The sequence below is a fragment of the Lentzea nigeriaca genome (assembly GCF_016907955.1).
Taxonomy (GTDB): domain Bacteria; phylum Actinomycetota; class Actinomycetes; order Mycobacteriales; family Pseudonocardiaceae; genus Lentzea; species Lentzea nigeriaca.
The window spans coordinates 104,797-125,570 of record NZ_JAFBCX010000015.1 but is presented as its reverse complement, the minus strand read 5'-3'; the positions used below and the strand labels follow the sequence as shown (position 1 = coordinate 125,570).

Here is a 20,774-nt window from a genome sequence, read left to right as displayed (position 1 = left end):
GACTCTCTCTAGTAGGGCTAGCAGAGAGTAGGGGCGATCCGTCATGACCCAACCCGCGGAAGTGGAGACCACCGGCCGATTCCTGGTGCTGTTACAGGAGGACGCCGTCGAGGAGGGGCTGGCCGAGCTCGGCGCGATCGCCGGGTTCGACCCGAACAGCGGCGATCTGGAATCGGACACCGTCCAGGTGTTCCCCGAGCTGGGCGTCGCGGTCGTGTCCGCCGACCCGAACCTGCTGGCCGAGCTGAACGGCGCGGCGGAGCGTCCCGGTCCGGTCCAGATCGTCGAGCCGGAACGCGTCGTGCACGCCTACGACGCCGCGCCGGCCGAAGACCTGGAACCGGCGGCCGACGAGTCGGTGCTGACCTGGGGTCTGCAGGCGGTGAGCGCAGACGTCAGCACGGCGACCGGCAAGGGCGTCAAACTGGCCGTCCTCGACACCGGCTGGGAGAAGAACCACCCGGACTTCGAAGGTCGCTCGATCACCACGAAGTCGTTCATCACCGGCGAGGACGTGCAGGACGGCCACGGTCACGGCACGCACTGCATCGGCACGTCGGCGGGTCCGCGCAAGCCCGCCACCCTGCCGGGCTACGGCATCGCCTACGAAGCCGAGATCTTCGCGGGCAAGGTCCTGTCCAACGCGGGCTCCGGCTCCGACGGCGGCATCCTCGCGGGCATCGACTGGGCCGTGGCCAACGGCTGCGCGGTCATCTCGATGTCCCTGGGCGCCGACGTCCCGGCGGGCACGCCGTACTCGCAGATCTACGAGACCGTCGCCCAGCGGGCCATGGCCAAGGGCACGCTGATCATCGCGGCGGCGGGCAACGCCTCCATGCGCCCGGCCAAGATCGCACCCGTGGGCCACCCGGCCCGCTGCCCGTCCATCATCGCCGTGGCCGCCATCGACGTGAACCGGGCCATCGCGCAGTTCTCTTCCGGCAGCGTCGACAAGATCGGGCAGATCGACGTCTGCGCACCGGGAGTGGACGTCTACTCGTCCTTCAAGCTCCCGGAGAAGTACCGCCGCCTCCGCGGCACGTCCATGGCGACCCCGCACGTCTCGGGCGTCGCGATCCTGATCGCCGAGAAGACCGGCGCCCGCGGCTTCGAGCTGTGGGCCCGCCTGGCCGGCACCGCGCTGCGACTGCCGCTGCCGTCCACCGACATCGGCACAGGGCTCGTCCAGGCGCCATGACCACTTCGGTGGACCAGGTGATGGTGTCCGTGACCGAAGGCAGCCTCCCGAAGGTGCTCGACGACCTCCGGGAGGCTGGCCTGGTCGTGGACACGGTCCTGGAAGCGCTGGGCGTGGTGACCGGCACCGTCGAGGTCCGCGCCATCCCGTCGCTGCGTTCGGTGCCCGGCGTCCTGGACGTCGAACGGCAGTGGCGCGTCCAGCTCCCGCCCTACTGACTAGGCTCTGCAGCGACCCCATTCACGCCTGATCGAACAAGTGTTCTAGGATGTGCGCGGGGTCATGCCGTTGCGGAGAGAGGAAACCTGATCGTGTCGGACACGCTCACCGAGGTGCAGGCAGTCGAGGAGACCGTCGTGGAGGAGACTCCGGCGCCGGCCCCCGCGGCCGAGGCTGCGAAGCCGGTCGAAGCTCCGAAGCCCGAGGCTCCGAAGGCGGAGAAGCCGAAGGCCGGCCGCCCCAAGAGCACGGCGAAGAAGACCCGCACCGTCGAGCTCACGCTCACGGTGACCGGTACCGCCGAGGGTGAATGGCAGGCCGACCTGGTCCACGGCACGCAGCGCGTGGTGTCCGGCCTCGTCATCCCGGCCATCGCCGTGGCCAAGGCGGCGAAGGAGCTGCACTCCGACATCGCGGAGGGCATCGAAACGGTGCTCGAGGCGGCGCGCGACCAGCACCGCACCCGCATGGAGGAGCTGGAGGCCGAGCTGGCCAAGGTGAAGGCCCAGCTCGCCGAGCTCTCCGAGTAACACCACGCAGAAGGGGGGCAGCCCGCACCAGCGGACCGCCCCCTTTCCGCATGCTGGAAGTCACGCGGGGACCCCGCGTACTCTCATGGAGTACGAAAGCTCCCCGCGTACTCTCCGAAACGGCTACCGCGACGGGTCCAGCAGCAGCTTGCCCGCGGTCCTGCGGGAGCGCAGGTCCTCGTGCGCCTGCCGGATCTGCCCCATGCCGTACTCGCCGCCGGGAACCGCCTTCAGCTTGCCGTCGACGACGAGCTGGAACAGTTCGGCCATCGCGCGGTGGGCGAGGGTGCCGTGCTCGGCGTCGCGCACCTTCAGGGCGTGTGGGAGCCACATACCCGCAACGGTCGTGGAGTGCACGAGCAGTGCTCCGAGGTCGACCGGCTTCGGCCTTTCCCGCGAGGCCATGCCATAAAACGCAAGCCGCCCGAACGGAGCCAGCGCCACCAGCGACTGGTCAGTGGTAGCTCCTCCCGTCATGTCCAGCACGATGTCGACGCGCCGTCCGTTGTTCGCCTCGATCAGCGCGGCGGTCATGTCCTCGGCGCGCGAGTCGATCGCCACGTCCGCGCCCAGGTCCAGCGCCAGCTTCCGCTTGTCGTCGGAGGACGCGGTGGCGATCACGCGCCCGGCTCCCCACAGCTTGGCCAGCTGCACCGCGATCGTGCCGACACCACCGGCGGCGGCGTGCACGACCACCGACTCACCGGGCTCCAGGTGGGTCGACTTCCGCAGCAGCAGCCACGCCGTCGCGCCCTGCACGATCAACGACAGCGCCGTGAGGTCGTCCACGCCATCCGGCACGTCGAACGTCGTCAACGCCGGCGCGACCGCCTTCTCCGCGTACCCGCCGGAGTTCTTGGTCAGCGCGACAACGCGACGCCCGTCCTCGGTGGTGCCGACGACTTCACCGCCCGGCACGAGCGGCAGCGTCATCTTCGCCAGGTAGGAGTTCTCCGCCTGGTGCGTGTCCGCGTAGTTGAGCCCGGCGCGCGAGACGTTGATCAGCACCTCGCCCTCGCCCGGCACCGGATCGGGCAGCTCCACCTGCTGGAGCACCTCGGGTCCACCGAACTCGGTGATCTGGATGGCACGCACGTCAGCTCTCCTTGAGCGCGATCGAAATGGGGTCCTTCTTGGCGGCCTCGACCCGCGAGCCGTCGGCGGCGCGCGGCCCCGGCGGGTTGCGGAAGCCGAACGGCTCCGACGCCCGGCCGGACTGCACGAACCAGGCCTCGCCGGTGCCCGAACCCTCCACAATGGACATGAACGCGTCCACCACAGTGGACACCGGCAGGATCGGCATGCCGATGTCCTCCAGCGTCGACCGCAGCGGCGTGATGATGTTGGTGTCCGCGAACGCGGGGCAGAGCGCGTTCACCCGGACATCCGAGTACGCCCCGGCCAGAGCACGGACCAGGCCGACCACGGCAGCCTTGTTGGCGCCATAGACCGGATCGCCGGGCATCGGCATGAGACCGGCCATCGACGCCGTGGCGATGATCTGGCCGCCGCGCTTCTGCAGCTCGGGCAACGCGGCGTGCACGCCGTAGACCACGCCATCGAGGTTGATGGCCATCGCACGGCGGTAGAGCTCGACGTCGAAGTCGTCGCCCAACGAGCACCCGGTGCCGATGCCCGCGTTCAGGAAGGCGATGTCCAGCCCGCCGAACTCGCGCACGGCGGTCTCCACCGCGGCAGCGGAGTCGGCCGGTTGCGTCACGTCGCAGCGCACGAACACGCCGCCGACCTCGCCGGCGACGACTTTGCCCTGGTCGGTGTCGATGTCCGCGACGACGACACGGACCCCGAGCGAAGCCAGGCGCCGGGCGGACGCGGCACCGATGCCGTTCGATCCACCGGTGATGAGTGCGACCTTGCCGGTGAGTTCCACGGGCATCTGCCTCCTCGCTGAGACGACTCTGGGACGACGATCTGGGCAACATTCCGACCAGTCGGTATGGTCGTCCGCACAGCGCTGGACGTCAAGCGGACTGATAGGTACGTTACTAAGCGCTTGCTTAGCTCACCATCCCCCAACGAAGGAGGACCCGTGGCCGACAGGGTTGCCATCGTCACCGGCGCGGCTCGCGGTATCGGTGCCGCCGTCGCGCAGCGTCTCGCCGCGGACGGCCTGGCCGTCGCGTTGCTCGACCTCGACGAGCAGGGTGTGCTCGACGGCGCCGACAAGATCGTCGCGGGCGGTGGGCGCGCCATCGGCCTCAAGGTCGACGTCTCCGACGAGGAGCAGGTCAACGCGGCGGTCGCGAAGGTCGCCGAGGAGCTCGGCGCGCCGACCGTGCTGATCAACAACGCCGGCGTGCTGCGCGACAACCTGCTGTTCAAGATGACGGTTTCGGACTGGGACACCGTCATGAACGTGCACCTGCGCGGCGCGTTCCTGATGAGCAAGGCCGTCCAGGCCTACCAGACGAAGGAAGGCTTCGGCCGCATCGTCAACCTGTCGAGCACGAGCGCGCTCGGCAACCGCGGCCAGGCCAACTACTCGGCCGCCAAGGCCGGTCTGCAGGGCTTCACCAAGACCCTCGCGATCGAGCTCGGCAAGTTCGGCGTGACGGTCAACGCGATCGCGCCCGGCTTCATCGCCACCGAGATGACCAAGGCGACCGCCGAGCGCATGAAGATCTCGTTCGAGGACCTGATCAACGGTGCCGCGCAGACGATCCCGGTCGCGCGCGTCGGCCAGCCGGAGGACATCGCGCACACCGCGTCGTTCCTCGTCAGTGAGGGCGCCGGGTTCGTGTCCGGCCAGGTCATCTACGTCGCCGGCGGACCGAAGGACTGAGATGCGCGTATTCGAGGGTGTCGACGAGCTCGTCGCCGCGAAGGGCGAGCACCTCGGTTTCGGTGAGTGGCACGAGGTCACGCAGGAACAGGTCAACCTCTTCGCCGACGCGACGCTGGACCACCAGTGGATCCACATCGACGTCGAGAATGCGAAGAAGGGCCCGTTCGGCGGCCCGGTGGCGCACGGCTACCTGACGTTGTCGCTGGTGCCTTACCTGGTGCGCGACATCTACACCGTCAAGAACATCAAGATGGGCGTCAACTACGGCAGCAACAAGGTCCGCTTCCCGCAGCCGGTGCTCGTCGGCGCCAGGGTGCGCGCGGGCGTGGAACTGCTGGACGTCTCGGACATCGCGCTGGGCAAGCAGCTCGTGACCAAGGTCGTCGTCGAGATCGAGGGCAGCGACAAGCCCGCGTGCGTCGCCGAGATCGTCAGCGTGATTGTGCCCTGACCGAGTGGATCAGCAGATCCGCGTAGTGCTCAGCCAGCCGCCCGGCCGGGATCTCCCCGTCCGGGCGGTACCACGTGCCCAGGTGGTGCAGCGACCCGAAGAAGTAGTGGGTGGCGAGGTCCGCGGGCACGTCGGCGCGAAACGTCCCGTCCCGCTGCCCTTCCTCGATCAGACCGCGGAACTTCTCGTGGTAGCGCCGCCGTTCCGCCCGCACTTCCTTCTGCTTCTCCGCCGACAGGTGGTCGATCGAGCGGAAGAACACCTTGGCGGCGTCGAAGTTGTCGACGCTGGTGACGATCACGTCGATGGCGGCCTCGCGCAGCCGTTCGGTGATCGGCCCGGCACCTTCCGCGATCTTGTCCAGCCGTTCGGTCTGCATGCGCAGCAACCGCCCGTAGATCTCGTGCAGCAGGTCGTCCTTGGACCCGAAGTAGTGGTACATCGCGCCTTTGGTGACACCGGCGCGCTCCACGATCTCCTGCACGGCGACGCGTTCGTACCCCTTGTCCGCGAAGAGGCTGGTAGCGGCGTCGATCAGTCTTTCAGGCACGGTCACGACCGGAGCGTACCTCCCGACCAAGGAGAATCCTGGCAATGATCAGTCGCTGGACCGTTGTCGTCGACCGCGACGACCTCACCAAAACCGAAGTCCTGCACGACGAGCTCTCGCCTGAATTGGGCGACTGCGAGGTGCTGCTCCGCATCGACCGCGTAGGCCTCACCGCCAACAACGTCACCTACGGCGTGATCGGCGACCTCATCGGCTACTGGAAGTTCTTCCCGGTGGACGCCGACGGCCGCGGCGTGATCCCGCTGTGGGGCTTCGCCGACGTCGTCGACTCCACATTGGACGCGCTTCCGCCCGGCACCCGCGTCTACGGCTACCTGCCGATGGCGAGCCACCTCGTCGTGCGCGCTCGTCTGACCTCTTCGGGCTTCGTCGACACGGCCGACCACCGCGCGTCGCTCCCAGCCGTCTACAACAGCTACCTGGTGACTGGTACCGACCCCGCCTACGACCCGCAGCAGGAAGACCTCCAGGTCCTCTACCGCCCGCTGTTCATGACGTCGTTCCTGCTGGCCGACCAACTGGCGGACAACGACTTCCACGGCGCCCGCACCGTCGTGATCTCCTCCGCCTCCAGCAAGACCGCCTTCGGCACCGCCCAGTGCCTGCGCGGTTCCGGCGTGCGACTGGTGGGCCTGACCTCACCGCGCAACGTCGAGTTCACTACCGGCCTGGGCCTCTACGACACCGTGCTCCCCTACGACGCCGCAGTGGACGTCGAACCCTCGGTGTACCTGGACTTCAGCGGCTCGGCGGACCTGCGCTCGACCCTGCACGACCGCCTCGGCGCCTCGCTGGTGAAGGACGTCTCGATCGGCCTGACCCAGCAGAAGGCCTCGGCGGATCCGCGCTCGGAGTTCTTCTTCGCTCCCGAGCAGCTGCGCAAGCGCGCCGCCGACTGGGGGCCTGACGGCTTCGCTGAGCGCTTCGGTGCGGCCTGGCGCGCGTTCACCGCTCAGGCAGGCAGCTGGGTCGGCGTCGCACGGCACAGCGGCCCGGACGAGCTGGTCGAGGTGTGGCAGTCCGTGCTGGCGGGCAAGGCGAACCCGGACACGGCCGACGTCATCACCTTCTGAACAGGTCGCCCTTGACGGTGTCAAGGAACGCAGCCCAGGCGGGCGCCGCGACCGTGGCGTCCGCCCGGCCCTTCGAGTCGCGGATACGGGCAGCGGAACCGTCCAGCGCGATTTCCACGCAGTCGCTGTTCTCTGCGCCGTTGCTGCGGCTGCTCTTGCGCCACACAGCAGACACGTCGATCCCTACCTCTCAGCAGCCAACCTCCCGATCCACTCGGCAGACTCGTCCGGCGTCAGCGCCAGCTTCGAGAGGTGCTTGAAGACGAGTTTACTGGCCTTCACCTGCTCAACATCCTCGACGTGCGCAGCACCAGCGGGATGTTCGACGTACAGCACCGTCATGTCACCGGGGTAGGCGAAGTCCAGCAGGAGGAACGCTCCGTTGTGCCCGTCGTTCAAGCCTGCGGTGTTCGGCAGGACCTGCACAGTCACGTTTGGCCGCACGCCCATTTCGTTGATGTGCAGCAACTGCTCACGGTCCGCCTGCGGGAAGGCCGCCTCGGCGATGACCGCGTGGTACTTGAGCGCCTCATCACCGACCAGCCGCTGCTTCCGCCGCACTCGAACCGCGACCTGATTTTCGACCCACTTCCGCGAACGCTGGACCTGCCACCCGTGGAACACCGCGCGCATGTAGCTCTCGGTCTGCAGCAAACCGGGGATGTAACCGAGCGAGAAGGCACTCACCCTGATGGCATCGTGCTCCAGGCTGATGTACCCGTGATCTTCGAGGCCGTAGGGATGCCACCAGCCCTTCTCGCTGGCGCGTTCCCACATCTCGACGTAGGGCGCCTCTTCCGCGACGAGCACGCCGTAGAGGTCGAGCATCGCGCGCAGGCCGTGGTACTCCGGCAGCTGGCCGTTCTCGATGCGGCTCAGCTTCTGGTAGTTGTACCTGAGCCGGTACGCCGCCTCGCGTTGACTCAGCCCGCTCCGTTCACGCAGCCTCTTCAGCGCCTCGCCAAGGCGCACCTGCCGGAACGTGGGGTCGGACATACCCCAAACGTTACGGATCAGATCTGACATTCGTGAATCACGCGGGCGGAGTCTGGTGAGGACCGTCCTCGGCATGGAGTACGTCCACAGCATCCAGTACCACCGACGCAGCCGGAACGGCCGGCTCACCCTCGCCTACGTCGAAACGGTGGAGGATCATGGTTGGTACATAAGGAAAGAAGCCGACTGGAGGTCCCGCTACACCCTCGCCTGCGCCACCGAGTACCTCGCGCGGGTGCCAGCGGCCGCGGGCACGTTCGCCATCACGGTGTGGCGGGACTCAATCCGCGTCTGCACGGTCGGCGTGGACTGGAATCCTCCGAAGAGGTGAAATCAGCCCGGCCAGCAGGCCCGCGATGTTGTAGGCGTCGTCGTGGCCGCGGTGGTGCGTGCCGTCGAGCCGTTGCCCGGCGATGCGCACCGCTTCGGCCATCCCGACCTCGCGCGGCAACGCGTGTACCAGAGCGAAGAGCGTCTTCACGTTGACGTGCCGCGGCCCGAACGGGTACCGGACGCCGAGGTCGGCGCACTGCCGTTCGAACATCTTGCGGTCGTAGTCCCCATAGGACGCCCACACCCGGCGGTCCGACCGGAACTCCTTGGGCAGCAACGAACAGGCGTCGGCGAACGTGACGCCGGCGGAGACCTGTTCCTGCGTCAACGTGGTCAGCCGAGTGCAGAACGGACTGACCGACGACCGCGAAGGCCGCACCAGAATGCTTCGCCGCTCCCCGCGCACACCGGAAGCGACCTCGACCGGGCAGATCCCGATCTCGATGATCTCCGACACCTCACCGGGAGGCGGAGATCCTTCCCAACACGTCGACTCCACGTCGACGACCAGCACCTGATCCAACGAAATCACGTGCCGATCGTCCCCGACGCGTCTACTGGAATACGACGACGGGGAGCACCACGACCTCTCCGGTCTCCGCGTTCCACGACTGGACCTTGCCCAGGCACCGCGCGTTGAACTGCCCCGGCGGGAGGGTGTCGCGCAGGCTCGCCCGGTCGCACTCCACCCGCACCCGAGCCGAGCCGACCGGTGCCAGAAGCACCGCCTTCGAGTCGGTTCCGTCGCCGAGCTCGAACCGGCCGTGCAGCGACACATAGTCACGGATGTCGTTGAGCCGCAATGCTTTCCTGCGCCTCCACGCCTCGTCGGCGACGATCGTCTGGGTGGGCAGGTCGACCTCCACCACGCCGTGTGCCGCGCGCAGGCCCGCCAGGACCACGCCGATGACGTCGATCTCGGTCGCGGGTTTCTCGTAGTTGGAGGTGTCCTGCTCCACGACCGAGCCGTCCACGCCGATGCCGAACTCGCTCGGGCCCACCTGCAGCTTGCCGTTCTTGGTGATGGTGATCTGCTTGACGAACTGGCGGGTGACCGCGTCGTCGTAGCGGCCCACCTTGCACAGGTTGATCATCCGCTGTCCGTGCACGTAGAACAGCAGGCCGGGCACCTCGGACTCCGGCGCGCGCCGCCGAGCCCACCGAACCGCCAACACGACCACGACGACGAACGCCGTCAGGGTAACGCCCCACAACAGGATCCAGGGCCACGCGACGGACCACCACAACGCCCTATCGACATCCACGGATCTCCCTCACCGCCTCCAGCAACGACTTCGCGCCGGCCTCCACGAGACGGCCGCCGCTGGCCTGGGCGACGCGGTCCAGTTCCGCCACCGAGGCCTCGCCGAACCTGATCGGGTACACGGGCACCTCGCCCCGCCCGACGCGCAGAAACTCGTCCACCGAAGGGCCTGCGTTGTTTTCGCCGTCGGTCATCAGCACGACCGTTGTCTCGCCGCGCGCGAGCCGCAGCGCATGGTCCAGAGCCGCCCAGATCGCCGTGTTGTCGCGTAGGTCGTCGGACGCCACGACGGCCAGCAGCGCGTCGAGGTCCTGGCGGCCGCGCACGGTGATCGAGCGCTCCTCCAGTACCGTGCCCGCGAACCGCACGATCGTGACGGTCTCGCCGACGTAGAAGCGGTCGAACCCGTTGAGGGACGCGAAAGCCTCCCGCAGGCCGGCGATCCGCGCGCCCCGCATGGACGTCGAGTAGTCCAGCACGAAGATCACCTGGCGGCCGTCGCCCGCCCGGTCGTGGAAGAGCAGCAACCGGTCGAGCACCTCCTGCCTGTCCGGGAAGTACAGCGCGGTGCCGACCTCGGCGCGCAGCTTCTCGTCGCGCGGTGTGGCCGGGTCGACGGGCCGCCGCCAGGTGCGTTCGGCGATCATCCGCTGTGCCGCGGGCGATCGCAGCCACTCCACCACCCTGTCGTAGACGGCACGGTGCGCGGGATCGACGAGCATCAGCGGGTAGTCCGACAGCACGATCCCGTCTCGCGGGTACACGATCTCCACCGGATCGGCGCGGCCGGAAGCGTTGAGCGACAACAGTTCCGACTCGTGCGCCACCACTCCGTCCACATCGGACCGACGCATGTACTCGGCGATCGGGTCCGCAACGTCGAAGACACGCCCCGCCAGGAAACCCTGCAACCGGTCGCAGCTCACGTCCTCCGTCCGCAACGCCGCACCGGTGCCCGCGGCCGCCGTGGCGACACCGATGAGCGCGGCCATCCCGCCACCCGACACGCGCGGATCCGCCATGCCATAACGGAATTCGCCCACCGCGGCCCGGTCCGCGACGTCCGCCCACGTCGGCCGATCGCCGAGCACGGCCCGTTTGCCGGGCTTCACCCCGAGCACCACCGGGGACGTCATGATGCTCGTCGACAGCGCGGGCTCTGCACCCCGCAGCCGCAGGAACCTGTTGGTGGACAACCACGCCAGGTCGAACCCGGCGAGCGACCGACTGGCCTCGACCGTGCCGCGGTGCTCGACCGCCAGCTCGACCCCGGTGGCGCGCCTCAGTTCCGCCAACACCGGACCGAGGTCGGCGAGCTCCGTACTCGCCAGCACCTTCAGCCGAACAGGCGGTGGCGTGCTCGACGTGCACGCCGCCAGCAGGAGCAACAGCACCGCGAGAAGGACCCTCATCGGCAGTCGCCCACGACGTCGATCATGCGCTCGAACAGCTCCGCCTTGGGCAGCGCCACCCGGCCGCGCTCACCGCTCGGCGGCTCCGGCACCCCGCGCTCGGCGAGGTGGCCGGCGAAGTCCTGCTCCGTCGCGCCGTTCCAGCCCAGCGAGTGGAAGCCCAGCTCGACCGCACGCCGGCGCAGCTCCGGGTCGGTCATCATCAGCTCACCGATCCGGTCGCCCTCCGGGGTGAACGAGATCAGCTCGGGCGTGCTCTGGTGCTGCACGGTCGGGTAGAGCAGCACGCGTTCCTTGTCGGCGCCGCGTTTCTCCAGCTGGTGGGCGAGGTACTGGTGCTCGTAGATCACCGCGATGGCCGCGTGCGTCGGCCCTTCCGGCGCGAAGTACTTCGGCGCCATGTCCTCGCTGGCCTGGCCCTGCGCGTCGACCTGCGGTTTGATCCTGCGCGCCAGCTCCTCGGCGGCCTCGACGGTCTGGGGCGGGTTGTCGTCGACAGCGGACGCGAGGAACCCGGCGAGCACGGCCCCCGAGTAGGCCTTGCACGGGTCCGGTGACTGGATGATCACGCGGTTGCCGTTGGCGGCACCGAACTCGTTCCACCGCGCCTGCCTTTCGACCAGCGCCATGAACTTCTTGAGGTCGAGGTCGTAGTAGAGCGGTTGCTCGCCCTGGTCGTACGGTGTCGCGACGCCCGCCTTGACCAGCGCCGCGGCGTATCCGCGGAAGGTGCCGAGCACGACGGGCGTGAAGAACGGCCGGAACGGCACCGCGTGCTTTCCTGTCCGCCGGGTCTTCACGTGCTCGTTCGCCACGTGCCCGGACGGGAAGACGAAGTGGTAGGAGTCCAGGTCGGGCTTGCGCGCCAGGTCGCGCGAGCCGGCCGGGGTCACGTGGACCTGGTAGCCGCGCGCCATCAGGATCCGCTTGACCTGTTCGTCCTGGAAGAAGTCGCGCTTGGACGCGAGCAGCGCCCGCACCACGGTGATGTGCTGGAACGGGCCGGTGAGGTGCCCGGAGACCAGCAGCACCACCAGTCCGAGCACGAACACCGTCAGCGGCGGCACGAACCACAGCAGGAAACGTCTTCGCGGATCGACGGCCTTGAACTCCGGTTCCTGCACGGCTCCCCCTCAATGCCAAACGGCCCCCTGACGAGGATTAGACGCGTCCAGGGAGCCGTTTTGCACTAGGCCGAACAGGGTCAAACGAGGACGGCGCCACCGTCGGCGACAAGCGGCTCACCCGTCACGTAACCACGGGCGGGCGAAGCCAGGAAGACGCCGGCCGCGGCCGGCTCCTCCGGGTCCGACCGTCAACGAGCGTGTTTCTCGAAGAGCGCTTCGAAGGCGTCGAGCACGGCCGGGACGCTGAACTTCGCCGCGGCCGTGCCGTCGGAGACCGGTCGTTCGTCGCGCAACGACCGCAGCCCTGCGGTGATCGCGGCCGCGTCGCCGGGAGGCACGATGAGCCCGAAACCGGTTTCCCGCACCGGGATGCGCACGCCGGGCAGGTCGCTCGCCAAGACGGGCACCCCCGCCAGCATGGCGACGACCTGCACGATGCCGAACGCTTCGAAGGCGTTCACCGAGGGGAGCGCGAACACGTCCAGGGAGGCGTAGAAGTCGGCGAGGTCCTCGTCGGGCACGAACCCGAGGAGCTTGATCCGCGGGTCGCCGTCGATGTGCTCCCGCACGCGGGCGATGACACTGCCGCCCGCGACGTTGCCGAAGTCGCCACCGATCAGCAGCCGCGCGGACGGGTCGTTCAACGCGCGGAAACCGTCGACCAGGTGCTCGACGCCCTTCTCCTCCACGATCCGGCCGAGGAATCCGACGTGCAGGCCGTCGCCGTCGCGGAACCGCGGTGCGCCCTCCGGGACCGGGCGGCAGGGCGGCGGTACCGCGGCCATGTGCGGCTGGATCGACGGCCACAGCCGGCTCTCCCGCGCGTAGTCCTCGCTCGTCACCGCGACGGCCGCCGCGCGGCGCATCGCCAGCCGGCTGGACGCGTCGATCACCTTGCCCTGCACCGAGTTCACCAGGCCAGGCGGCAGGCTGACATCGCAGTGGTAGGTCACGACGACCGGGCACTTCGCGAGGGCCGCGACCGGACCGGCCTCCAGCATCGGCAGGTGGAGGTTGAGCACGCGGGCGTTCGCCGAGGCCTCACGCACCATCGTGGCGAACGCCGGGCTGATCACGCCCTTGCCGAACCGGGCGAGCACCGGTGCGCGGCTCACCCGCACACCGTTGATCGTTTCCTCGTGCGGCAGCATCGGGTCGTGCCGCGTGGTGACGACGCGGACGCGTTTTCCGCGTTCGGCGAGCCCCTCCGCGACGTCCCGCGCGAAGTTGGTCAGGCCCGACACGTACGGCGAGTAGTAGGTCAGGGCGATGACGAGGTCGTCGACCACAGTTCGCTCTCCTGTCGTGGGGAAATGAGCAGCCGGAGGCCGGTCAGCCAACCGGCGAGTGATCCGGCGAGGAACGCGATCTCCGCGCGGAGCAACAGATCCGGGATGAGCACGAACGTCACGGCCGCGACCAGAACACCCGCGAGCCAGCTCCACGCGACCCGGCTGTGCAACGCGCTCGCCACCAGCGCCTGTGTCGTGACGATCAACCCGAGGTGGGCGACGACGCCGAGCGCCACCAGCGCCAGGTCCACAGAGGACACGACGTAGAGAGGGCCGAACACGAGTCGCACCAGCCACGGGCCGATCGTGAACGCCAGCGCGACGCCGGCAGCACCGATGAGCGCGAGCGCGGCGGCCAGACGTGTCACGACAGCGCGCGCCGGCGTGCCGGTGATCACCGGCAACAGCGCAGTCTGCAGCGGGACCGCGACGAAGAGCGGGACCCTCGCGAGGAGGAAGGCGGCGAGGAACACGCCGGCCCTGGCACGTTCGTCCGGAGCGGCGACCGCGGTCACCAGCACCGGAATGCCGTTGAGCAGCAGCTGCGCACACACAGATCCGACGAGCAACGGTGCTACCGCGCGCGCGACGTCGCGCACGGGCACCTCGCTCTCTCCCTGCCACCAGAGACCGGCCAGCACCGGCAGGTGGGCGACCGCGACCGCTGCCACGAGCGTCCACTCGAACTGTGCGCTCGTGGTGGCTCCGAGCCATCCGGCCAGCAGCGCGAACACCACGCGCAAGGCGGTGTCGACGACCAGCAGGCCGCCGTGCCACGCCAGCCTCCCGCTGCCGATCAGCACACCCCGCACCAGGAACTGTCCCGCGGACAGGAAGCACAGCGCCACGACGGCCGGGGACACGAACACCGCCAACGCGCATTCGACGACCGCCATGCCGAGCGCGACCACGGCGGCCGAGCGCAGCGCGCGAGAACCGAGGCGCGCCAGTTCCTGTTCCACCGGAAGGAAAGCACCGAACCCGACGAGCAGCGCTATCGACCAGAAGGCACCGAAGTCGCTGTACTCCGCGGGTGAGACGTTGCGTGCGACAACCGCGAGGTAGGCGTTGACCAGAAGTCCGGACAGGACGACGCACACCCCGACGAAGCTGAGCGCACGGACCATGGGCGGCACGATATCCGCCACAACTTGGCGATTTTCCCGCCCGAAACACAAATCCGGGGTATGGCAACGCAGACGTAGCAAAGCGCGGTGCGCTCGGGCTCTTCGCGTAACGGGCGGTGGCTAGTTTCTGACGCCTCACCCACCGATCCCTAAGGCAACGGCGCGTGACGACACAAACGATTCCGCTCGCCCCCGAAGCGCCCGCTACGACCACCGGGCCTGTGCCGAAGAAGAGACGGCTGCTCGCCGTCGCTGTCGTGTCCGGCGCGCTCACCGTGCTGTTGTCGGCGCTGATGCCGCTCGCGCCCGTGACGATCAACGATCCGACCGTCAACTGGCCGGAGGACGCGTCCGCGCCGCGGTCCTCGATGCTCGCGCTCAGCGCCTACCGTCCATTCGAGATGGACGTGCGCTTCGGCTGCGGAACCGTGCGTACCGCGCAGGCCGCCGGTGGTGTCGTGTTCGCGACCGTCAACCCGGCGGACCCGGCGCGTGGGCTCGTGGTGAAGGCGGAGAACGGCCGCCTGCTGGTGACCGGCGTCGCCACGCTGGACGAGCCGGTGCCTCCCGGCGACTGCGTGTACGGGATCCGCGGCGACCACGACGGGCTGAGCATCCTGCGCAACGGCACGGAGATCGGCCGGTCCGCGACCATGCCGGACGTGCACGTGCTGGCGACCTCGATCACCAGCCTGAGCGTTCCCGACCTGTCCGCGCGGATCCGGGTGGACGACCAGTTCAGTACGAGTCCCGCACCACTCAAGATCGTGCTGATGGTGTTGCTCGCGCTGTCGGCGGCGACCGCCTTCGCCTGTCTCGTGCTGCTGGATCGGCGCGTGCACCGCGAGCCTGGCCGGTTCCGGTTACGGCTGAGCCCGGTCGACCTCGTCGTGCCCGCGATCATGGTGCTCTGGGTGTTCCTGGCGCCGATGTCCGACGACGACGGCTACTACAGCGCGATGGCCAAGAACGTGCCGTTCGAGGGCTATGTCGGCAACTACTACCAGATCCTCAACCAGGGCTTCACACCGTTCTCCTGGTTCTACTACTTCCTGGCCAAGTGGCAGGTTTTCGGCTTCGCCCCGGTGGTGCTGCGCATCCCGGCACTGTTGTTCGGACTCGTGACGTGGTTCGCCGCACGTCGTTACGTGTCGGGCAAGTTCAGCGGAGTCGTGCTGGGCGCGGCGTTCCTGGCGTGGTGGCTGCCGCTGGACATGGGTGTGCGGCCCGAAGGCGTCGTCACGATGTGCGGCATGCTCACGCTGCTGGCCGTGACGATCGCGGTCGAGCGGCAGCGACTCGCGTTGCTCGGCGCGGCCGTGGGTGTCGCGGGCATCGGATTCTTCGCGCACCCCACCGGTTTCACGACGCTGGCGCCACTGCTCGCGGGCCTGCCGTTCGCGTGGAAGCTGCTGACGAAGGACGCGGGCTGGCGCACGATCGTCGCGAGGACGCTCGCGGTGCTCTCCCCCGGCGCGGTCGCGATGATCATGGCGTTCGCCGACGGCACCCTGCGCGACTTCCTGTACGCACAGGAGATCTTCAAGAAGATGGCGGGTTCCGAGTCCTGGTACACGGAGTTCGTCCGCTGGATGTTCCTGCTGAACCAGGGCGACGCCATGGCGAACTACGCCAAGCGGGCGCCGGTACTGGTGTGCGTCGTCGCGCTGGTCTGGTTCGTCGTGCTGGTCACGGCCGCGCGGGCCCGCCGGATCGACGTGCCGCCGCGGCTCGCGCTGGCGGGCTGGTCGACGATGTTCGCGTTCTTCCTGCTGTGGTTCACGCCCAGCAAGTGGACGCACCACTTCGGCAGCCTCGCCGGCATCGGCTCGGTGTTCATCGCGTTGATGCTGCTCTCCGTGGTGCCGTTGATCCGTGAGCTGACCAGCGACCGCCGCGTGCCGGTACCGGTGCTGCTGGGCGGCGTCGTCAGCGTCGTCGCGATGCTCGGGCTGGCCGGGCACGGCGCCAACAAGTGGCCGTACTCGTGGCACCTCGGTCTGCCGTTCGCGGGCGAGCCACCGCACCTGTCGGTGCTCAAGTTCGACAAGCCGTACTGGTGGCTCCTGCTGATCGCGATCGTGGCGTTCGTCCTGTACCGGCGGGGTAGGGGTTCCTACGCCACGGTCATCGCGATACCGATCGTGGTCGTGCTGTTCTTCGCGGCCAACATCACCTACCTGGTGGGCGGTTTCGCGGTCGCGACGGCGCGGACGCTGCCCACCTGGTCGCCGTGGGCCGCGAGCGTGCGGGACCCGCTCGCGGAACGCTGCGTCGCGGCGGACGCGATCGAGGTGGCGGCACCACGGGCGCTGCCCCCGTTGCCCGACAGGTGGTTCGCGATCCAGACCGACCAGCTCGCGACCGTCGTGACCGGGAAACCCACGCCGGTCACCTACGAGTACGCGACCTCCAACGCGGAGGTGCTCAGCACCGGCGTGCTCACCGACAACGTGGACAGCGCGCTGCGGCGGACCCTCGTGCTGCCACCGGCTCCGAAGGGCGCGACGCAGGTGCGGCTGACCGGCGAGGGCGAGTTCACCGCGCCCGCCGCGCAGAAGTACGTGCCGTTGCGGGAGTTCCTGCCGCGTGAGGCGGCCGTCGGGGTGGCGTGGCAGTTCGCGTTCCTGTTCCCCTGCCAGCGCCAGCCGCGCATCCAGGACGGCGTGATCGAGCCGATCTCCTACGCGGTGCAGTGGGGCGACACGCAGTGGCTCGGCCTGAGCGACGCGACGTGGCAACCCGTGCGCGGCGCGCTGTTCGGCGACGTCCTCTCCTCGCAGGAGGTCACCGCGTTGCCGGCGCGGCTGCGGGACTTCCCCGGCGCGTATCCGATCCAGGTGTACCAGACCAAGCCGCGGTACGAGGCCGGTCAGTACACCGTCACCCACAACAGGCAGACCCGCATGGGCTGGGAAGGCGTCCGATGAGCGATCGTGAAGCTGAAGTGCTGGTCGCCGTGCAGACGGCGCTCGCGAAGCCACCGGCGGTGCGCGCGGCCCGGATGCTGTCGTTCTTCGGCGAGCACAGCGCGGGCTGGGTGGCGCTGGGCGTGGCGGGCTGGCTCGTCGACCGCCGACGCCGTCCGGAGTGGACGGTCGCGGCCACGTCCGTGGTGGCCGCGCACGCTACCTCCATCGTGGTCAAGCGCCTGATCCGGCGCCGGCGTCCGCACCACGCGGGCGTCCAGGTGCTGGCGGGCACCCCGAGCAAGCTGAGCTTCCCGTCGTCACACGCGACCTCCACCACGGCCGCCGCGATCGCCTACGGCGCGCTGACCAACCAGCCGCTGGTGCCGCTTCTGGTGCCTCCCATGGCGATCAGCAGGCTCGTGCTGGGCGTGCACTACCCGACGGACGTGCTGGCCGGCGCCGTACTGGGTGCCGTGGTGGCACGCGGCGTGCGCCGCCTGGTGTGGGGCCATCAATGACCGCGACCACCGAGACCCGGCCGTCCGTGCTGCGCGGACTGATCAGGACGGCGCGGCCGCACCAGTGGACGAAGAACGTCCTCGTGCTGGCCACACCGTTCGCGTCGAGCAGGATCACCGAAACCGTCGTGCTGCGCTCGGCCGCGCTGGCGTTCGTGGCGTTCTGCTGCGCGGCCTCGGCGGTATACCTGATCAACGACGCGAAGGACGCGGAAGCCGACCGCGCCCACCCGAAGAAGCGCGACCGGCCGATCGCGGCCGGCATCGTGCCCGTGCCACTCGCCTTCGCCACGGCCGGAGTGCTGATGGCCGCATCGCTTTCGGTCGGCGCGGTGGCGGGCTGGAAGCTGCTCGTGCTCATGGTGGTCTACCTGGCGGTGCAGCTGGGCTACTGCTTCGGCCTGAAGCACCAGCCCGTGCTCGAACTGTGCGTGGTCGCCTCGGGCTTCCTGCTGCGCAGCATCGCGGGCGGTCTGGGCGCCGGCATCGCGCCCAGCCAGTGGTTCCTGCTCGTGACGGCGTTCGGGTCGCTGTTCATCGTGGCGGGCAAGCGATACGCGGAGATCAAGCTCTTCCACGACACCGGCGCCGCGATCCGCCACTCGCTGACCAAGTACTCGGCGACCTACCTGCGGTTCGTGTGGGCCACCTCGGCCGCGGTCATGAACATGACCTACGGCCTGTGGGCGTTCGAGCTGGGCCAGCGCACCGGCAGTTCGTGGGCCGCCCTCTCCATGATCCCGTTCGTGATCGCCGTCCTCCGCTACGCCGTCGACGTCGACAGCGGCAAAGCAGGCGCTCCGGACGACCTTGCCCGCTCCGACCGCGTCCTGCAGTCCCTGGGCATCACCTGGGTGGTCACCGTCGCCCTGGCCATCTACCTGTGACCCGGTGAGCTCACCGCGTCGTGGCCACGGTGGTGCGTGCCGTCGAGTTCCGCCCGGCGATGCGCATCGCCGGGCGGCGGCGATCCTTCCCAGCGATCAGACGATGACAGCGCCGCCGTCGACGACGAGCGTCTCGCCCGTCACGTAGCCGCCGGCGGGCGAAGCCAGGAAGACGACGGCCGCGGCCAGCTCCTCCGGGTCGCCGATGCGCCCGGCGGGCAGGGCCGCCTGCATCTTCTCCATGTAGCCGGGCGGGTACTGGTCGGTCATCTCCGAGGAGAAGAAGCCGGGGCAGATCGCGTTGACGCGGATGCCCTTGCGCCCGGTCCACTGCTGCGCCAGATCCCGCGTGAGGCCCAGCAGACCGGCCTTGGACGCCGAGTACGCGGCCTGCGGGATGCCACCGGTCACCAGCCCCAGCACACTGGAGATGTTGATGATCGAGCCACCGGACTTCATCACCGACGCGGCAGCCTGCGCCATCCAGTACGCGCCGTTGAGGTTCACGTCCATGACACCGAGGAACTCCTCCGGCGTCTCGCGCGACGCCGGCACCGCGGACGCGACACCCGCGTTGTTCACCAGCACCGCCACCGTGCCGAACTCCGCGGCCGCCCGCGCCACCTCTCGGCAGTCGTCGGGCTGCGACACGTCGGCCTGCACCACCAGAGCACGACGGCCGACCGACTCGACCAGCGCCGCCGTGTCCTTCAGCTTGTCCCCGCGACGAGCCGCCAGCACGACGTCCGCGCCCGCCTCCGCGAGGCCCTTCGCGAACGCCACACCGAGGCCCGAGGACGCGCCCGTGACGATCGCGACCTTCCCGTCCAGCCGGAACTTGTCGAGGATGCTCACTACGAAAGCCTCTCCAGGATGATCGCCATGCCCTGTCCGCCACCGACGCACATCGTCTCGAGGCCGAACTGGGCGTCGCGGGCCTGCATGCCGTTGATCAGCGTCGTCATGATCCGCGCGCCGGTCGAGCCGAACGGGTGCCCGAGGGCGATGGCACCACCGTGCACGTTCAGCTTGTCGATGTCGATGCCCAGCTGCCGCTGGCTGCCGAGCACCTGCACCGCGAAGGCCTCGTTGATCTCCACCAGGTCGATGTCCGAAATGGACAGACCAGCGTGCGCCAGCGCCTGGCGAGTGGCGTCGACCGGGCCGAGGCCCATGATCTCCGGCGACAGCCCGGAAACACCCGTGGACACGATGCGCGCCAACGGGGTCAGCCCGAGCTCCTTCGCGCGGGTGGAGCTCATGATCACGACAGCGGCGGCGCCGTCGTTGAGCGGGCAGCAGTTGCCGGGCGTGACCGTGCCTTCAGGCCGGAACGACGGCTTCAGCGCGGAAACAGCCTCGTAGGTGACCCCGGCACGCGGGCCGTCGTCAGTCGACACGACAGTTCCGTCCGGCAGCGTCACCGGAGTGATCTCGCGGGCGAAGAACCCGTCCGCGATCGCCTTCTCTGCGAGGTTGTGCGACCGCACGCCGAACTCGTCCTGGTCGTGCCGCGAGATGCCCAGCTGCGTGGCGACGTTCTCGGCCGTCTGCCCCATCGCGATGTAGTAGTCGGGCAGCTTGCCGTCGAGCCGCGGGTCGGTCCACGGAACGTTCGACGCAGCCGTGTCCAACGTCCGCTGCTGCGCCTCGTCGAACAACGGGTTGAACGACGGCGCACCGGAGTGCATGTACCGGGAGACGCACTCGACACCGGCGGAGATGAACGCGTGCCCCTCCCCCGCCTTGATCGCGTGGAACGCCATGCGCGCGGTCTGCACCGACGAGGCGCAGAACCGGTTCACGGTCGTACCGGGCAGCGTGTCGTACCCGAGCTGCACGGCGACGCGGCGCGCGATGTTCTGGCCGTGCTCGTCCTGCGGCTCGGCGCAGCCGAGGTGCAGGTCCGTGATCTCGGTGGCCGGAATGTCCTTCAACGCCGCGGAAATCACCTGCGCGGCCAGGTCGTCCGGTCGCAACGAGACGAGTGATCCCTTGCGGGCACGGCCGATCGGCGACCGGGCGGTGGAAACGATGACTGCTTCAGTCATGCCGATC

At 69.0% G+C, this 20,774-nt stretch carries 23 protein-coding genes; 10 read left to right on the top strand and 13 right to left on the bottom strand.

Annotated elements, in window-relative coordinates; genetic code table 11:
* Positions 1–43: 43 nt before the first annotated feature.
* From JOD27_RS35875 to JOD27_RS35865, 3 genes are all read left to right on the top strand, one after another.
* Positions 44–1,198: a S8 family peptidase gene (locus tag JOD27_RS35875; RefSeq protein ID WP_204766771.1), complete on the top strand. Its 1,155-nt coding sequence runs from the start codon at positions 44–46 to the stop codon at positions 1,196–1,198.
* Entirely contained in the window at positions 1,195–1,416 is a 222-nt protein-coding gene (locus JOD27_RS35870) for a hypothetical protein (protein ID WP_239570435.1), read from the top strand. The genes JOD27_RS35875 and JOD27_RS35870 overlap by 4 nt, the downstream gene beginning before the upstream one ends.
* Before the next feature lie 93 nt (positions 1,417–1,509).
* Positions 1,510–1,947 carry a DUF6319 family protein gene (locus JOD27_RS35865; RefSeq protein WP_307830523.1) on the top strand — a complete coding sequence of 146 codons (438 nt, stop codon included), beginning with the start codon at positions 1,510–1,512 and terminating at the stop codon, positions 1,945–1,947.
* Positions 1,948–2,070: 123 nt separating this feature from the next.
* Here JOD27_RS35865 and JOD27_RS35860 read toward each other — a convergent pair whose 3' ends face one another.
* Positions 2,071–3,042: a quinone oxidoreductase family protein gene (locus JOD27_RS35860; RefSeq protein WP_204766770.1), complete on the bottom strand. Its 972-nt coding sequence runs from the start codon at positions 3,040–3,042 to the stop codon at positions 2,071–2,073.
* Position 3,043: 1 nt separating this feature from the next.
* Positions 3,044–3,844 (bottom strand): SDR family NAD(P)-dependent oxidoreductase, encoded by an 801-nt coding sequence (locus tag JOD27_RS35855; RefSeq protein WP_204766768.1) that lies wholly within the window; start codon positions 3,842–3,844, stop codon positions 3,044–3,046.
* Between the two features lie 153 nt (positions 3,845–3,997).
* Between JOD27_RS35855 and JOD27_RS35850 the strand changes: the two genes are divergently transcribed.
* Complete coding sequence (locus JOD27_RS35850) at positions 3,998–4,750, top strand: SDR family oxidoreductase (RefSeq protein ID WP_307830522.1); 753 nt, start codon at positions 3,998–4,000, stop codon at positions 4,748–4,750.
* 1 nt (position 4,751) lies between these two features.
* On the top strand, positions 4,752–5,204 hold the full coding sequence (locus JOD27_RS35845) for a MaoC family dehydratase (RefSeq protein ID WP_204766766.1): 453 nt from the start codon (positions 4,752–4,754) through the stop codon (positions 5,202–5,204).
* On the opposite strand, the gene JOD27_RS35840 is transcribed toward JOD27_RS35845, so the two are convergent.
* On the bottom strand, positions 5,185–5,760 hold the full coding sequence (locus JOD27_RS35840) for a TetR/AcrR family transcriptional regulator (RefSeq protein ID WP_307830521.1): 576 nt from the start codon (positions 5,758–5,760) through the stop codon (positions 5,185–5,187). The genes JOD27_RS35845 and JOD27_RS35840 overlap by 20 nt on opposite strands.
* Before the next feature lie 38 nt (positions 5,761–5,798).
* Between JOD27_RS35840 and JOD27_RS35835 the strand changes: the two genes are divergently transcribed.
* A complete protein-coding gene (locus JOD27_RS35835; RefSeq protein WP_204766764.1) occupies positions 5,799–6,848 on the top strand; it encodes a DUF2855 family protein in 1,050 nt (349 codons plus the stop codon).
* Here the strand turns inward: JOD27_RS35835 and JOD27_RS35830 are convergent.
* Positions 6,838–7,023, bottom strand: coding sequence for a DUF397 domain-containing protein (locus JOD27_RS35830; protein WP_204766763.1), 186 nt, complete (start codon positions 7,021–7,023; stop codon positions 6,838–6,840). The two genes, JOD27_RS35835 and JOD27_RS35830, sit on opposite strands and share 11 nt — an antisense overlap.
* Before the next feature lie 8 nt (positions 7,024–7,031).
* The gene (locus JOD27_RS35825; protein ID WP_204766762.1) at positions 7,032–7,844 is read right to left on the bottom strand and encodes a helix-turn-helix domain-containing protein; all 813 of its coding nucleotides are present in this window, start codon (positions 7,842–7,844) and stop codon (positions 7,032–7,034) included.
* A 55-nt stretch (positions 7,845–7,899) separates the two neighbouring features.
* On the opposite strand from JOD27_RS35825, the gene JOD27_RS35820 reads away from it, so the two are divergent.
* Positions 7,900–8,175: a hypothetical protein gene (locus JOD27_RS35820; protein WP_204766761.1), complete on the top strand. Its 276-nt coding sequence runs from the start codon at positions 7,900–7,902 to the stop codon at positions 8,173–8,175.
* On the opposite strand, the gene JOD27_RS35815 is transcribed toward JOD27_RS35820, so the two are convergent.
* The 6 genes from JOD27_RS35815 to JOD27_RS45435 form a co-directional block, all read right to left on the bottom strand.
* Positions 8,125–8,709, bottom strand: coding sequence for a 3'-5' exonuclease (locus JOD27_RS35815; protein WP_307830520.1), 585 nt, complete (start codon positions 8,707–8,709; stop codon positions 8,125–8,127). The genes JOD27_RS35820 and JOD27_RS35815 overlap by 51 nt on opposite strands.
* A gap of 22 nt (positions 8,710–8,731) precedes the next feature.
* Complete coding sequence (locus JOD27_RS45445) at positions 8,732–9,442, bottom strand: hypothetical protein (protein WP_239570430.1); 711 nt, start codon at positions 9,440–9,442, stop codon at positions 8,732–8,734.
* On the bottom strand, positions 9,429–10,853 hold the full coding sequence (locus JOD27_RS35810) for a vWA domain-containing protein (protein WP_204766759.1): 1,425 nt from the start codon (positions 10,851–10,853) through the stop codon (positions 9,429–9,431). The genes JOD27_RS45445 and JOD27_RS35810 overlap by 14 nt, the downstream gene beginning before the upstream one ends.
* On the bottom strand, positions 10,850–11,977 hold the full coding sequence (locus JOD27_RS35805) for a hypothetical protein (protein ID WP_204766758.1): 1,128 nt from the start codon (positions 11,975–11,977) through the stop codon (positions 10,850–10,852). Before JOD27_RS35805 ends, JOD27_RS35810 begins: the two co-directional genes overlap by 4 nt.
* Before the next feature lie 191 nt (positions 11,978–12,168).
* Positions 12,169–13,269, bottom strand: coding sequence for a glycosyltransferase family 4 protein (locus JOD27_RS45440; protein ID WP_307830519.1), 1,101 nt, complete (start codon positions 13,267–13,269; stop codon positions 12,169–12,171).
* On the bottom strand, positions 13,242–14,399 hold the full coding sequence (locus JOD27_RS45435; protein WP_239570427.1) for a lipopolysaccharide biosynthesis protein: 1,158 nt from the start codon (positions 14,397–14,399) through the stop codon (positions 13,242–13,244). The genes JOD27_RS45440 and JOD27_RS45435 overlap by 28 nt, the downstream gene beginning before the upstream one ends.
* Before the next feature lie 221 nt (positions 14,400–14,620).
* Between JOD27_RS45435 and JOD27_RS35795 the strand changes: the two genes are divergently transcribed.
* The 3 genes from JOD27_RS35795 to JOD27_RS35785 are packed head-to-tail and all read left to right on the top strand — an operon-like array spanning position 14,621 to position 18,716.
* A complete protein-coding gene (locus JOD27_RS35795; RefSeq protein WP_204766756.1) occupies positions 14,621–17,329 on the top strand; it encodes an arabinosyltransferase domain-containing protein in 2,709 nt (902 codons plus the stop codon).
* Positions 17,326–17,829 (top strand): phosphatase PAP2 family protein, encoded by a 504-nt coding sequence (locus JOD27_RS35790; RefSeq protein ID WP_204766755.1) that lies wholly within the window; start codon positions 17,326–17,328, stop codon positions 17,827–17,829. Before JOD27_RS35795 ends, JOD27_RS35790 begins: the two co-directional genes overlap by 4 nt.
* Positions 17,826–18,716: a decaprenyl-phosphate phosphoribosyltransferase gene (locus JOD27_RS35785; RefSeq protein ID WP_204766754.1), complete on the top strand. Its 891-nt coding sequence runs from the start codon at positions 17,826–17,828 to the stop codon at positions 18,714–18,716. Before JOD27_RS35790 ends, JOD27_RS35785 begins: the two co-directional genes overlap by 4 nt.
* Positions 18,717–18,812: 96 nt before the next feature.
* Here JOD27_RS35785 and JOD27_RS35780 read toward each other — a convergent pair whose 3' ends face one another.
* Complete coding sequence (locus JOD27_RS35780; RefSeq protein ID WP_204766753.1) at positions 18,813–19,571, bottom strand: SDR family NAD(P)-dependent oxidoreductase; 759 nt, start codon at positions 19,569–19,571, stop codon at positions 18,813–18,815.
* Positions 19,571–20,767, bottom strand: coding sequence for an acetyl-CoA C-acetyltransferase (locus JOD27_RS35775; RefSeq protein ID WP_204766752.1), 1,197 nt, complete (start codon positions 20,765–20,767; stop codon positions 19,571–19,573). The genes JOD27_RS35780 and JOD27_RS35775 overlap by 1 nt, the downstream gene beginning before the upstream one ends.
* Positions 20,768–20,774: the final 7 nt, after the last annotated feature.